A 13,659-nucleotide genomic window follows, 5' to 3' on the forward strand; every position below is an offset into this window, starting at 1 on the left:
GTCACATCCAATGTGCTGCCGCAACGAGGGATGCAGTTCAGGAAATAACCGGGGAGTTGATGCATGAACAAGGAACGATTCCTGAACAGGAATGAGCTGACACTGCTGGTTTCACTGTTTACCGTGGCCCTCCTGGTAAGGCTTTATTTCATTCCTTTCTATCGAGTCATTTCAGCCGATGGCGTTGGCTATGTATCTGCGGCGAGAAATCTTATCAACGGCAACTTTGCTCCGCTTACTACCTATGGTGTCATATATCCGTCATTGACGGCGATGGTAAGTTTATTAGGCGTAGATACGGAGTCAGCCGGTCGCCTCGTATCGGCAGTGATGGGCAGTCTGCTGATCTTTCCGCTGTACCTGCTTGCCAGGGATTTCTTTGAGCGTTCTGTTGGCATTATTGCCTGCATTCTCGTGATCGCCTGGCCGCCACTGCGCTCCTGGGCTTGCGAGGTCATGACCCAGGCAACATACATCACCTTGCTCGTCACATGGTACTGGCTTTTGTGGCAGGCTTTCCGCCGCGGGTCCGGGCGATGGGCGCTTGTCGCTGGCGCTGTAGCCGGGCTTTCATACCTTACCAGGCCGGAATCTCTGGTTGCCTTTGCCTTTATGGCGCCGGTACTGCTCCTGCCGTGCGGCGGCACCAGGAGCGTGAAAAAACGACTCCTTCTGATTTCAGTATGTGCAGGTTCTTTTATACTGATGTTGTTGCCCTTTGTCCTGCTGGTTCACAATGTTACCGGCCAGTGGCAATTGACCGGCAAGGGGGGCGCAACCCTTGCCGATGCCTTGAGCGAGTACCTGGGCCGGCCGGATCTGAAAAACGAACCCGGCTTTAAGGGAATCGGATTTCTTGAAGTGATTCGCTCCTACCCGGATTTTCTCTGGATAAACCTTTCGCAAAATCTGATCAAAGTCTTCCAGACCATGGTGCCCTTGTATATGTGGATCGCCGTGGTAACCGGTTTCTTTTGGGGAAGGTGGAAGCGGGAGCAGATAACCCGGCGAGTGTATTTATTGGCATCTTTTGCTCCCTTCGGCATCATCGTGGTCTTTTTCTTTGTTGGGCCTGAATACCTGCAACCGTACCTGCCGGTGCTTTTTCTATGGGTGGGTAATGGTCTGTATTCCGCTGAACTTTGGCTGTCGGGACTGTTTACTGCAAACAGTGGCCTTTCTAAATATATGGCTTGGGCACCGGTTTCCATTATCGCGGTCTCACTGCTTACCCTGTACACTTTTGCCGCGCAGATTCCCGCAGATCGCAACAAGCCTTATCAATTCGAAGATGATGGCGGTCGTTACGACCAGCGTCGTATCGGAGAGCTCCTGAAAAAACATCTCCCCCCGGGAGCAAAAATAATGACCCGGTGGGGAAGAATATCCTTTTATGCCGAAATGGAAAATGTAGGCATGCCCCAGACGGACCTTAAGGAGATGGTATCCACGGCCAGGCAGAAAGGGGCAAGATATATAATAATCGATGGTATGCTGGCCGGTATGCGACCGCAATTCGAGCTGCTTTTCCTGCCTCTTTTCAATGCACCTGCGTCAATCTTCAGTACAGCCCCACGGGACGGAGACTCTTTCACCCCCTTGGCCGGGGTGCGCCTCCATCTGTTGTATAAAGATCCTTCCAGTGTCGGAGTAGCGGTTTATGAAGTCACACCTTAAAGATTCAGAGGCACTGTCGGGAAACGGGAGACAGTCAGTCGCCGTAGTTATCCCCTGTTATGGCGTCCGCAATCATATACTTGGCGTGATCAGTGCGATTGGCCCGGAAGTGCAGGCAATTTATGTGGTAGATGATGCTTGTTTCGAACAGACGGGAAGATACGTCTCGGAAAAGTGCCATGATTCACGGATTCGGGTTCTTTTCAACAGGGAAAACCGTGGTGTAGGGGGGGCTACGATTGCCGGTTACCGGCAGGCGATCAGTGACGGCGCCGACATCATTGTCAAGCTTGATGGTGACGGGCAGATGGACCCCAAACATATCCCCATCCTGATTTCACCCATTGTTAACGGTGTTGCAGATTACACCAAGGGCAACAGGTTCTACTACCTTGAAGGGGTGCAACAGATGCCCCTGGTGCGCCTGCTCGGCAATGCGGCCCTTTCCTTTATTGCCAAATTTTCTTCCGGGTATTGGGATATTTTTGATCCCACCAACGGATTCACTGCCGTGCACTCCAAGGTGGTGGAACATCTACCCCTGGAAAAGATAGATAATCGCTATTTCTTTGAGTCAGACATGCTGTTCAGGCTGAACATCATTCGTGCTGTTGTGATGGATGTGCCGCTTCCCGCAAGATATGCGGATGAAAAAAGTAACTTGAAAGTCTTCCGTTCGATCCCTGAATTCGCTTGCAAGCATATGCGGAATACCTTGAAGAGAATCTTTTACAACTACTATCTTCGTGATTTCAGTGCCATGTCGCTGGGTCTTTTGCTGGGACTCCTGGCCCTTTCCATAGGCATGGTTGTCGGAAGTACGGCATGGGTGACATCTGTGCGCACTGGAGTGGTGGCAACCAGCGGCACGGTAATGCTCGCTGCATTACCGACGCTGGTGGGCATCCAGTTGATTTTATCTTTTCTGGCGACAGATTCTGCAAACGTACCGAAAATACCACTGCAAAAACGTTTATAATCCCGTCTTGTAAAGAAACTCTCCTCGCTGGCACACTTGAGATACATTTCTCGTCACCTCATCATTCACTGACAACGCACTCTGCCTTATGTGAAGGTTTCCCTATTAATTTTCCGTTGACAAGGAGCCGCATCAGTAGTTATAAAGAATGAACGTTCATTCCGTAAAAGAGGATTTGTAGAATGGAAAAATGTGACAAAAAGGAAACGATAATCCAGGCGGCTCTCGAACTTGTTGCGGAACATGGCTTCCATGGTGCCCCCATGGCGATGATCGCCGAGAAGGCTGGGGTTGGAGCAGGGACCATTTACCGTTATTTCGACTGCAAGGACACCCTGATCATGGAGATCTATGGCATTGTCGAAGAGCGATTCGTGACGGCGCTCATGGAGGGGTACCCGGAGAAAGGCTCAGTGCGCGAGCGGTTTCTCCACATGGGCGCGGTGCTGGTCAGGCACCTTATAGCGGCCCCGCTGGAGCTGCGTTTCGTCGAACAGTTTCACAATTCTCCATACGGCGTTGCCCATCGTCGGGAAAAGCTTTTCGGCGAACGGGAAAAGGACATCATAAGGGAACTTTTCGACGAAGCCAAGCAGCAGCAGATCTTCAAGGACCTGGATTTACCCATACTTTTCGCCCTGTCTTTCGGGCCGCTGGTGGACGTGAGCAGGGATCATATCCTGAAGTTCATCAACCTCACCGATCAGCTGATCGAACAAACGGTCGGTGCCTGCTGGGATGCGGTAAGGCGCTGAGTACAAACGGAATGAATATTCATTTCTACTAATTTTGAGGTTACAAGTGCTTACCAAGCTGTTTCTTTTATTGCTGGCTGCCATGTGGAGCTTGATCATAATCATCGCTTTTTCACGGCGCAAATGAACCCGCTGCTGCAGCCGCAATGGCGGTGTTTACTATAGGCTTTATTCAACAAAATCATACGAGGTATTTCAATGCAGATCACGAAGAGAGCACAATTAATCGCCGTCACCACCATTATCAGTGGTTGCATGCTGCTTTCCGGTTGCGGAAAGAAGAAGCAGGCAGGTCCGGTAAAATCCGGACCCCCCGAGGTAGGTGTCATCGAGGTGAAGCCGCAGCGGGTTGCCTTGACTACCGAACTGCCTGGCCGCACGTCGCCTTATATGATCGCCGAAGTCAGGCCGCAGGTGAGTGGCATCATCCAGAAGCGTATTTTTACTGAGGGCAGCGATGTGAAGGCCGGGCAAGTGCTCTACCAGATTGATCCGGCCACCTATCAGGCTGCCTATGCCAGCGCCAGAGCGGCAGAATCCCGCGCTGAAGCCAACCTGGTCCCGGCCCGACTCCGCGAGGAACGTTTCCGTGAACTGGTTAAAATAAAGGCCGTGAGCCAGCAGGATTACGATAATGCCTATGCCTCACTGAAACAGGCCGAGGCCGATCTGGCTTCAGCCAAGGCGGCGGTCGAAACGGCCCGCATCAATCTGGCATACACCAAAGTGACTGCACCGATCAGCGGCCGTATCGGCCGCTCGACCGTGACCAACGGCGCCCTGGTTACCGCCAACCAGCCGGCTGCCCTGGCCACCATCCAGCAGCTCAGTTCCGTATATGTGGATGTGACCCAGTCCAACTCGGAGATGTTGCGACTGCAACAGAGCCTGGCCAGTGGTCTGCTGAAAAAGGACAATGCGGGTCAGGCGCGCGTCAAGCTGATATTGGAGGACGGGACTGCCTATCCCGTGCCCGGCACGCTCAAGTTTTCGGAAGTAACCGTGGACCAGAGTACCGGTTCCATCACTCTGCGGGCAGTGTTCCCCAATCCGAAACAGACATTGCTGCCGGGCATGTTCGTCAGAGCCGTCCTGGAAGAAGGGATAAATGAACAGGCAATTCTGGTGCCCCAGCGTGGCGTGACCCGCAATCCGGCCGGCAATGCCATGGTCTTGGTGGTCGGGGCTGAGGATAAAGTGGAGCCCAGGGTAATCAATGTCGCCCGGACCGTCGGCGACAGCTGGCTGGTGAGCGACGGCTTGAAAACCGGGGACCGGATCATCCTGGAGGGAATCCAGAAGGCCCGGCCCGGTACCCAGGTCAAGGCCGTGCCCTTTAACAGCAACCCGGAACCAGCGCCCACCGGCGCAGGACAACCTGCCGCAACAGCTAAAAAATAAGGAGCCTCTCCATGCCTCGCTTTTTCATAAACAGACCCATATTTGCCTGGGTAATCGCCATCATGACCATGCTGGCCGGTCTGCTGGCCATCAAGACCTTGCCGGTTTCCCAGTATCCGCCGATCGCGCCGCCGCAGATAACCATCAACGCCATGTATCCCGGTGCTTCAGCCCAGACCGTTCAGGATACGGTCACCCAGGTGATCGAGCAGAAGCTGAACGGCATAGACAACCTGATTTACATGTCATCCACCAGCGACTCGGCCGGCGCCGTGGCCATTAACCTGACCTTCAAGGCAGGCACTGACCCGAACATCGCCCAGGTGCAGGTGCAGAACAAGCTGCAGCTGGCCACGCCGCTCCTGCCGCAGATCGTCCAGCGCCAGGGGATTCAGGTGGTCAAGTCCACAAGGAACTTTCTGATGGTGGTCGGACTGGTGTCGGAGGATGGTTCCATGGGCCGCCATGCCCTGACCGACTATATGGTGGCCAATATTCAGGACATCATCAGCCGGACGGAAGGGGTCGGCGAGGTAACGGTCTTCGGCTCCCAAAATGCCATGCGCATCTGGCTGAACCCGGTCAAGCTGAACAATTTTCATCTGACTACAAGCGATGTGATTGCCGCAGTTCAGGCACAGAACGCCCAGGTTTCGGCCGGCCAGTTCGGCGGCAATCCGGCGCCGCAGGGGCAGCAGTTGAACGCTACCATCACGGCGCGGACCCTGATGCAGACGCCGGAACAGTTTGATGCCATAGTTCTTCGCACCAACCCTGACGGCTCGACAGTCAAGCTCAAGGATGTGGCTGAATGTAAAATCGGCACCGAGAATTACGATATCGAGGCACGCTACAAGGGTAAACCCATTGGCGGCATGGCCCTAAGACTTGCGGCCGGCGCCAACGCCCTGGATACGGCCGATCGGGTCAAGGCCAAGATGGCTGAACTGGAAAAATTCGTTCCCCAAGGGGTGAAGGTAGTTTATCCCTATGACACCACCCCCTTTGTCAAGATCTCCATCGAAGAGGTGATCCAAACCTTGATGGAGGCGGTTTTCCTGGTCTTTGTCATCATGTTCCTATTCCTGCAGAACATCCGTGCCACCCTGATCCCGACCATCGCCGTGCCGGTGGTGCTGTTGGGGACCATGGGGGTGCTCTCCGCCGCAGGTTTTTCCATCAACACCCTGACCATGTTCGCCCTGGTCATTGTCATCGGTCTGTTGGTGGATGACGCCATTGTCGTTGTGGAGAACGTGGAACGGATCATGTCCGAGGAGGGATTATCCCCCCATGATGCCACCATCAAGTCCATGGGGCAGATCACAAGCGCCCTGTGGGGCATTGCCACCGTGCTGACGGCAGTCTTTCTGCCCATGGCTTTCTTCGGCGGTTCCACCGGCGTCATCTATCGTCAGTTTTCCATCACCATCATCTCAGCGATGATCCTTTCGGTATTGACGGCGATGATCCTGACCCCCGCCCTCTGCTCCACCCTCCTGAAGCCGGTGGCAAAGGGCCATGAGGCGTGTGAGTCGGGATGGTTCTGCGGTTTCTTCCGCCTGTTCAACAAAGTGTTTGACTGGAGCAGAGGCAAGTATGAAGGGATTGTCGGCCGATCTTTTGGTAAGCCGGTGCGCTATCTGGTGGTGTACGGCGCCATTGTCGCTGCCATGGTGTTCTTTTTCCTGCGGCTTCCCACCGCCTTCCTGCCTGACGAGGACCAGGGATTCATCATCTGCCAGGTCCAGTTGCCTGCCGGCGCCACCCAGGAGCGAACGCTGAAGGTTATCGAGCAGATGGAACAGCATTTTCTTGAAAAGGAGAAAAAGTCCGTAGAATCAATTATTACTGTTGCCGGCTTCAGCTTCGCCGGTCGTGGGCAGAATATGGGCCTTGCCTTTGTAAGGCTCAAGGACTGGAAACTGCGCCCAACTCCTGATTTGAAGGCGCCGGCCGTTGCCGGCCGTGCCATGGCGGCCTTTTCTCAATATAAAGATGGTCTGGCCTTTGCCTTTTCGCCACCGGCGGTGGTGGAACTGGGGCAGGCTAACGGCTTCGACTTTCAGCTGCAGGACCGTGGCGGTCTGGGGCATGACAAACTGATGGAGGCGCGTAACCAGCTTCTGGGGATGGCCATGAAGAACCCCAAGCTGATCGCGGTGCGGCCCAACGGCCAGGATGACTCACCCCAGTTCAAACTGGATATTGACGATGTTCGGGCCGGCGCCCTCGGGGTCTCCCTGGCGGATGTCAACAGCGTTCTGTCCACTGCCTGGGGGAGTTCTTACGTCAATGACTTTATCGAGAACGGCAGGGTAAAGAAGGTCTATCTGCAATCCGATCCCAAGTACCGGATGCTGCCGGAGGATATCAACAATTGGTATGTGAGCAACAAGACCGGCGAGATGGTGCCGTTTTCAGCCTTTGCCACAGCACACTGGCAATATGGTTCTCCCCGCCTGGAGCGCTATAACGGCATTCCGTCGGTGGAGATCATGGGGCAGGCGGCCCCTGGCGTGAGCACTGGCGAGGCGATGGCCGAAATGGAAAAGATGGCTGCCCAGTTGCCTCCCGGTATCGGTTATGAATGGACCGGGCTCTCCTATGAGGAAATACAGTCAGGCAAACAGGCTCCGGCCCTCTATGCCATCTCGCTTCTGGTGGTTTTCCTCAGCGTGGCGGCTCTTTATGAAAGCTGGACCATTCCCTTTGTTAACCTGCTGATGCTGCCGCTGGGCCTGGTGGGGGCGGTTATGGCCATTACCCTTCGCATGTTGCCCAACGATGTCTATCTCCAGATCGGCCTGCTAACTACCGTCGGGCTTTCAACCAAGAACGCCATCCTGATCATACAGTTCATCAAGGATCAGATGCATCAGGGCCATGAGCTGGTCGAGGCTACCCTGGCGGCGGTGAAGATCAGGCTGCGCCCGGTTATCATGACCTCGTTGGCTTTCTTCTTCGGCACGCTGCCCCTGGCACTTACCAAGGGGGCTGGGGCCGCAGCCCAGAATGCCATAGGAACGGCGGTTACGGGAGGATTGCTCTCGGCAACCTTCATCGATCTGCTGTTTATTCCATTTTTCTTTGTGCTGGTCTCGCGCATCTTTGCCCGAAAGCGGGTCGTTGAACCGGCTGCCGGCGCCAATGCCCAGGAGGTGCATTGAGATGAATAGAATAAAAAATATGTTGTATCTTTCCTTGGGGGCACTCCTCTGGTTGAGCGGTTGCGCCACGACCATGGCCCCTGAATATAGCCAGCCCGCCGCACCGGTGACCAATGCCTGGCCCAGCGGCCCCGCTTACAAGACGGAAGCCGCCAAACCGGAACAAAAACCGCTGGCTGAAATCCCGTGGCAGGAGTTCTTCGTCGACCCCCAGCTGCAGAAACTGATCGCCCTGGCCTTGGACAACAACCGCGACCTGCGAGTTTCCATTCTCAACATGGAGCGGTTCAGAGCCCAGTACCAGATCAGGCGCGCTGACCTGTTTCCCAATGTGGATGCCACAGCAGGAGCAACCTATCAGCGGATTCCTGAAGATTTCTCGGCCACCGGCCGGGCAACTACCGTTCACCAGTACGACGTGGGGTTGGGAGTCAGCTCCTATGAGGTGGACCTGTTCGGCCGGGTGCGAAGCCTGAAGGACCAGGCTCTGGAACAGTATCTGTCCACAGAACAGGCCCGACGCAGTGTCCAGATCAGTCTCGTATCCCAGGTGGCTACTGCCTATCTTACACTGGCGTCGGACTTGGAGCGCCTCAAACTGGCCAAGGACACCCTGGCTAACCAGCAGGAATCTTTCAAGCTGACCAAAAGCCGTTTCGACTCCGGCGTTTCTTCGGCTCTGGACCTGCAACAGGCTCAGACCAGCGTGGATGCTGCGCGGGTGGACATTGCGCGCTTCACTGCCCTTACAGCCCAGGATGCAAACGGTTTGAACCTGGTGGTAGGGGCATCTGTGCCAGCGGAACTGCTGCCCCAGTCCCTTTCCGAGACGCTGACAGCATTGAAAGATGTGGCCCCGGGCCTCCCTTCTGATGTGCTCCTGTATCGTCCAGACATTCTCCAGGCCGAATTCCTGCTTAAGGGTGCCAATGCCAATATCGGCGCGGCGCGGGCTGCCTTCTTTCCCCGCATTACGCTGACCTCCAACGTCGGCTTCGGCAGCGACGAACTGGGGGGGCTCTTCAAAGGAGGCGCCTTCACTTGGGGCTTTACGCCGAGGATATCGGTGCCGATCTTCGAGGGGGGGCGCAATCGCGCCAACCTGAAGGTGGCGGAAGTTGACCGGGATATCGCTGTGGCCCAGTATGAAAAGGCCATTCAAGTCGCCTTCCGCGAGGTAGCCGACGCTCTGGCCCAACGGGGAACCATTGACGAGCAGGTGGCGGCGCAACAGTCACTTACCGATGCCACTGCCGAAAGTTTCCGCCTTTCCGAGGCCCGTTACGAAAGAGGGGTCGACAGCTACCTCAATGTCCTCGATTCGCAGCGTTCCTTGTATGCAGCCCAACAGAACCTGATTAGCGCCCGTTTGATACGGCTCAACAACCTGGTTAGCCTGTACAAGGTGCTGGGGGGTGGGGCAGGCAAGTAACAGAAGGGGAGGATGTTACCGATGTTCTGAGCCCGACGGAAATTTTCCGCCGGGCTCTTTTTATTTCCCCCAGTGGCTTTTCCGGTTAAATAAACTTTCCTTGACAGATAGATAAAAATGAATTAGTTTGATATTAAATTATATCCACCTGAACAAAATGAGGTGCTCTTATGTACGCAAAGAACAATCCATCATTCCTGTCCTTGAATACCTACACAAAGCTGATGCGGGCTGCGGAGTCGGTTACGGTCAGGGTAAACCGCCACATGTCGGCTGCGGACCTGACCATCAGCCAGTTCGGCGTTCTCGAAGCCCTGTACCACAAAGGGCCTCTCTGTCAGCGGGACCTGGCAGCGAAGATCCTCAAAAGCACCGGCAATATCACCATGGTCATCGATAACCTGGAAAAACGCCACCTGGTCAGGCGGGAACGGGACAGCGAGGACAGACGTTACCTGACCATTTATCTGACGGATGAAGGGACAGCGCTGATCGCCGAGGTTTTTACTGCAGTGGAAGCAGCTATCGTTAAAGAAATGTCGGAACTGTCCGAAAAGGAACAGGAGCAGCTGGGCATTCTGTGCAAAAAACTCGGCTTGAAAAAAGGGAGAAAGTAAAAAAAGGAAAAAATTTAGTCAATTAGTTTAATATCAAACAGTATTGTTCCTAACCAACACCAAAAGGAGAAAACCATGAAAAAAGCAATCGCATCCATAACTGCCATTATCGCCCTGGCACTGCCGCTGGTGGCTTCAGCCTCCACCTGGAACATCGACCCCGACCATTCAAATGTTGGATTTAAGGTACGACACCTGATGGTTTCCAACGTGAAAGGCAGTTTTGACAAGTACACGGGAAAAATCGAGCTGGATGACAAGGACATTACCAGATCAAGGGTAACAGTGGCCATCGACACCAACACGGTCAACACCAACGTGCAGAAACGGGATGAGCACCTGCGGAGTGCGGACTTCTTTGACGTTGCCAAATATCCGACCATGACTTTCGTTTCGAAAAAAATTGCCAAGGCAGGCAAAGACAAGCTCAAAATGACGGGGGACCTGACTCTTCACGGGATTACCCGCCCGGTAGTGTTGGCTGTGGAAGGGCTGTCAAAAGAGAGCAAGGACCCATGGGGTAACATCCGCCGCGGTGCTATGGCTACGACCAAAATAAATCGCAAGGATTTCGGTCTGGTGTGGAATGCTGCATTGGAAACCGGTGGGGTTACGGTCGGCGATGAAGTGACAATTACTCTGGAGATCGAGTTGATCAAGGCTCAGGCAAAATAGCGGGATCCTGGGGCTGTACGCAAAAATAAAGGGGGTGGCAGGCAGCCATCCCCTTTTGTCTTTAAAGCAGGGTCGTCAGAAAGAATCACCTTTCTTTTTTTGCCTCATCATCTTTGGTGGGCTTGATTTCTATTTCATCCTTGCCGTCAGATGCACGCTTGAAATTTTTAATGCTTTTGCCCAGTGCGCTGCCGATTTCCGGCAGTTTTCCCGCTCCAAATACAACCATGACGATTACCAGGATGACAATAAGTTCCGGCATGCCGAATCCAAACATAGATCCTCCACATTTTGTGCAAATTTGTAGCAAGTATTGCATTGCACATGTAAAAAATCAAGAAATTACCTGTTCTTTCTGACCTTCCGGGGGCGACAAATTAATTGCACATTAATCTTGGGACCAGTATATTAGGGAAAAAATAAGAAGGTGAGGAATAACTGAAGTGAAAAGGATTCTGCTGGTTGAGGACAATCCCGATGATGAGGCTTTGACCCTGCGGGCATTGCAAAAGGTTGCTCTCAATGACGAAATTGTCATTGCCCGTGATGGGGTTGAGGCTCTCGATATTGCCTTCGGCCGAGGAGAGTATGGCAACGGTAACGGGAGCAGTAAGCCTCGTCTGATACTGCTGGACCTCAAACTGCCAAAGGTGGACGGGCTGGAAGTGCTGCGCCAGTTGCGAGCCAACAGCGAAACCCGGACAATTCCGATCGTTGTTTTTACCTCTTCTTCGGAAGAGCTGGACATTCTGCACAGCTATTGTCTTGGGGCGAACAGCTATATCCGCAAGCCGGTGGAATTCAGCCAGTTCTGCGACGCACTGCGCCAGATAAGTGGCTATTGGCTGTCTTTATGCCAGCTGCCTCCGCAAATTGATTGCCAACGATGACCGGCAGCTGAACAGTGTCTCCCCCTCTCCCCTTCTATGCAAGACCACGCATAACATGATATCATCCTTCTATGGATTTCAGACTAAGCAGTGACTACAAGCCACGGGGTGACCAGCCCCAGGCCATAGACGAGCTTACCCAAGGTATTATTCGGGGGGATCGTGATCAGGTGCTTCTGGGGGTGACCGGCTCCGGCAAGACCTTTACCATGGCCAACATCATCGCCAACATCAATCGCCCGGCGCTGATCCTGGCCCCCAACAAGACGCTTGCAGCCCAGCTCTACGGCGAATTCAAGGAGCTGTTTCCTGACAATGCAGTGGAGTATTTCGTCTCCTACTATGACTATTACCAGCCCGAGGCCTATCTTCCCACCACCGACACCTTCATCGAAAAAGATTCATCCATCAATGACGAGATCGACAAGATGCGTCACTCGGCTACCCGCTCCCTGCTCACCCGTCGCGACGTCATCATCGTTGCATCTGTTTCCTGCATTTACGGCATCGGCTCGCCCGCTTCCTATCAGGAGATGCACATCTTCTTCCACCAGGGGGACGATGTTCCCCGGGACGAATTTCTGAAAAAGCTGGTCGCCATCCAGTACGAAAGGAATGATGTCGATTTCCACCGCGGTACCTTCCGGGTCAGGGGGGACATCGTCGAGGTGTTTCCTGCCCACGACGATGAAAGGGCACTGCGCATCGAATTTTTTGGCGATACGGTAGAGGCCATTTCGGAGATCGACCCCCTGCGCGGCCAAGTGATCCAGAAACTGGCAAAGTGCGCCATCTATCCGGCCTCCCATTATGTGGCCAACAAGGAGACCCTGGACCGGGCCATCGAGCAGATCCGCCTGGAACTGGAGGAACGGATCCGCTATTTTCGTGAGCAGAACATGCTGCTGGAAGCCCAGCGCATCGAGCAGCGCACCTTTTTCGACATTGAAATGATGGAAGAGATGGGATTCTGCCAGGGGATAGAGAATTATTCCCGGCATTTCGATGGGCGCTCAGCCGGCGAGCCACCCTATACCCTGATCGACTACTTCCCCGGAGATTTCGTGCTCTTTATCGATGAATCCCACATCACCGTTTCCCAAGTGGGGGGGATGTATCGGGGGGACCGCAGCCGCAAGGAAACGCTGGTCAACTACGGCTTCCGCCTTCCTTCGGCCCTGGACAACCGGCCCCTCAACTTCCAGGAGTTCACGAAAAAGTTGAACCAGACGGTCTATGTATCCGCGACGCCGGCTGAATACGAGCTGAAACAGGCGGGGGGCGTAGTTGTGGAGCAGGTGATCAGGCCGACGGGGCTCCTGGACCCGCAGGTTGAGGTCCGCCCTGCTTCGGGACAGGTGGATGATCTGCTCCATGAGGTTCGCCTGACCGTGGAAAAGGGTGAACGGGTGCTGGTGACAACCCTGACCAAGCGGATGGCCGAAGAACTGACCGATTACTACCGTGAACTGGGCATTAAAGTCCGTTATCTCCACTCGGATATCGACACCATTCAGCGCATGCAGATTATCCGTGACCTCCGGCTCGGCGAGTTTGACGTGCTGGTGGGCATAAACCTGCTCAGAGAGGGATTGGACATCCCCGAGGTGTCCCTGGTGGCAATCTTCGATGCGGACAAGGAGGGTTTTCTACGTTCCGAGCGTTCTCTGATTCAGACCTGCGGCCGTGCCGCCAGAAACCTGTCGGGCTGCGTCATCATGTATGCGGATAGTGTTACCCGATCGATGCAGGCTTGTATAGATGTCACTTCGAAGCGGCGGCAGATTCAGCAGGAATATAACAGGGAAAACAACATTACCCCCCAGAGTGTGAAGAAACAGATACGCAACATTCTGGAATCGGTGGAGGAGCATGACTACGTCACCGTGCCGCTGGCGGCGGAGACCATGGAAGAATACGTGGCGGTGAAGGATATTCCCAAGCTGGTGAAGAAGTTGCGCAAGGAGATGCTTGCTGCGGCGAAGGAGCTGGATTTCGAAAAGGCGGCAGGCTTACGGGACCGGATCAAAAAGCTGGAAGACCAGGAGTTGAAGCTTCGTTAG

Annotated in this window: 11 protein-coding genes; 10 read left to right on the forward strand and 1 reads right to left on the reverse strand. The window is 54.3% G+C overall.

Annotation, left to right across the window (positions count from 1 at the left end; translation table 11 throughout):
- Positions 1–63: 63 nt before the first annotated feature.
- The 8 genes from GEOB_RS06095 (at position 64) to GEOB_RS06130 (ending at position 10,706) form a co-directional block, all read left to right on the forward strand.
- A complete protein-coding gene (locus tag GEOB_RS06095) occupies positions 64–1,677 on the forward strand; it encodes an ArnT family glycosyltransferase (RefSeq protein ID WP_012646311.1) in 1,614 nt (537 codons plus the stop codon).
- Positions 1,661–2,656 (forward strand): glycosyltransferase family 2 protein, encoded by a 996-nt coding sequence (locus GEOB_RS06100; protein ID WP_012646312.1) that lies wholly within the window; start codon positions 1,661–1,663, stop codon positions 2,654–2,656. Before GEOB_RS06095 ends, GEOB_RS06100 begins: the two co-directional genes overlap by 17 nt.
- A gap of 182 nt (positions 2,657–2,838) precedes the next feature.
- Positions 2,839–3,411 (forward strand): TetR/AcrR family transcriptional regulator, encoded by a 573-nt coding sequence (locus GEOB_RS06105; RefSeq protein WP_012646313.1) that lies wholly within the window; start codon positions 2,839–2,841, stop codon positions 3,409–3,411.
- A gap of 198 nt (positions 3,412–3,609) precedes the next feature.
- Positions 3,610–4,812: an efflux RND transporter periplasmic adaptor subunit gene (locus tag GEOB_RS06110; protein WP_012646314.1), complete on the forward strand. Its 1,203-nt coding sequence runs from the start codon at positions 3,610–3,612 to the stop codon at positions 4,810–4,812.
- 11 nt (positions 4,813–4,823) lie between these two features.
- Positions 4,824–7,982 (forward strand): efflux RND transporter permease subunit, encoded by a 3,159-nt coding sequence (locus GEOB_RS06115; protein WP_012646315.1) that lies wholly within the window; start codon positions 4,824–4,826, stop codon positions 7,980–7,982.
- Position 7,983: 1 nt separating this feature from the next.
- Positions 7,984–9,414 carry an AdeC/AdeK/OprM family multidrug efflux complex outer membrane factor gene (gene adeC / locus GEOB_RS06120; protein WP_012646316.1) on the forward strand — a complete coding sequence of 477 codons (1,431 nt, stop codon included), beginning with the start codon at positions 7,984–7,986 and terminating at the stop codon, positions 9,412–9,414.
- 170 nt (positions 9,415–9,584) lie between these two features.
- The gene (locus GEOB_RS06125) at positions 9,585–10,031 is read left to right on the forward strand and encodes a MarR family winged helix-turn-helix transcriptional regulator (RefSeq protein WP_012646317.1); all 447 of its coding nucleotides are present in this window, start codon (positions 9,585–9,587) and stop codon (positions 10,029–10,031) included.
- Between the two features lie 75 nt (positions 10,032–10,106).
- Positions 10,107–10,706, forward strand: coding sequence for a YceI family protein (locus GEOB_RS06130; RefSeq protein WP_012646318.1), 600 nt, complete (start codon positions 10,107–10,109; stop codon positions 10,704–10,706).
- A gap of 85 nt (positions 10,707–10,791) precedes the next feature.
- Here GEOB_RS06130 and GEOB_RS06135 read toward each other — a convergent pair whose 3' ends face one another.
- Positions 10,792–10,983, reverse strand: coding sequence for a twin-arginine translocase TatA/TatE family subunit (locus tag GEOB_RS06135; protein ID WP_012646319.1), 192 nt, complete (start codon positions 10,981–10,983; stop codon positions 10,792–10,794).
- A 166-nt stretch (positions 10,984–11,149) separates the two neighbouring features.
- On the opposite strand from GEOB_RS06135, the gene GEOB_RS06140 reads away from it, so the two are divergent.
- Positions 11,150–11,596: a response regulator gene (locus GEOB_RS06140; protein ID WP_012646320.1), complete on the forward strand. Its 447-nt coding sequence runs from the start codon at positions 11,150–11,152 to the stop codon at positions 11,594–11,596.
- A gap of 71 nt (positions 11,597–11,667) precedes the next feature.
- Positions 11,668–13,659: an excinuclease ABC subunit UvrB gene (gene uvrB / locus GEOB_RS06145; RefSeq protein WP_012646321.1), complete on the forward strand. Its 1,992-nt coding sequence runs from the start codon at positions 11,668–11,670 to the stop codon at positions 13,657–13,659.

Source organism: Geotalea daltonii FRC-32, from assembly GCF_000022265.1.
GTDB lineage: Bacteria > Desulfobacterota > Desulfuromonadia > Geobacterales > Geobacteraceae > Geotalea > Geotalea daltonii.

Bases quoted from the DNA above. Each gene is read 5' to 3' on its own strand.
- GEOB_RS06115 (WP_012646315.1), top strand. From the start codon at position 4,824: ATGCCTCGCTTTTTCATAAACAGACCCATATTTGCCTGGGTAATCGCC.
- GEOB_RS06135 (WP_012646319.1), bottom strand. From the start codon at position 10,983: ATGTTTGGATTCGGCATGCCGGAACTTATTGTCATCCTGGTAATCGTC.
- GEOB_RS06095 (WP_012646311.1), top strand. From the start codon at position 64: ATGAACAAGGAACGATTCCTGAACAGGAATGAGCTGACACTGCTGGTT.
- GEOB_RS06100 (WP_012646312.1), top strand. From the start codon at position 1,661: ATGAAGTCACACCTTAAAGATTCAGAGGCACTGTCGGGAAACGGGAGA.
- GEOB_RS06105 (WP_012646313.1), top strand. From the start codon at position 2,839: ATGGAAAAATGTGACAAAAAGGAAACGATAATCCAGGCGGCTCTCGAA.
- uvrB (WP_012646321.1), top strand. From the start codon at position 11,668: ATGGATTTCAGACTAAGCAGTGACTACAAGCCACGGGGTGACCAGCCC.
- GEOB_RS06125 (WP_012646317.1), top strand. From the start codon at position 9,585: ATGTACGCAAAGAACAATCCATCATTCCTGTCCTTGAATACCTACACA.
- GEOB_RS06130 (WP_012646318.1), top strand. From the start codon at position 10,107: ATGAAAAAAGCAATCGCATCCATAACTGCCATTATCGCCCTGGCACTG.
- adeC (WP_012646316.1), top strand. From the start codon at position 7,984: ATGAATAGAATAAAAAATATGTTGTATCTTTCCTTGGGGGCACTCCTC.
- GEOB_RS06110 (WP_012646314.1), top strand. From the start codon at position 3,610: ATGCAGATCACGAAGAGAGCACAATTAATCGCCGTCACCACCATTATC.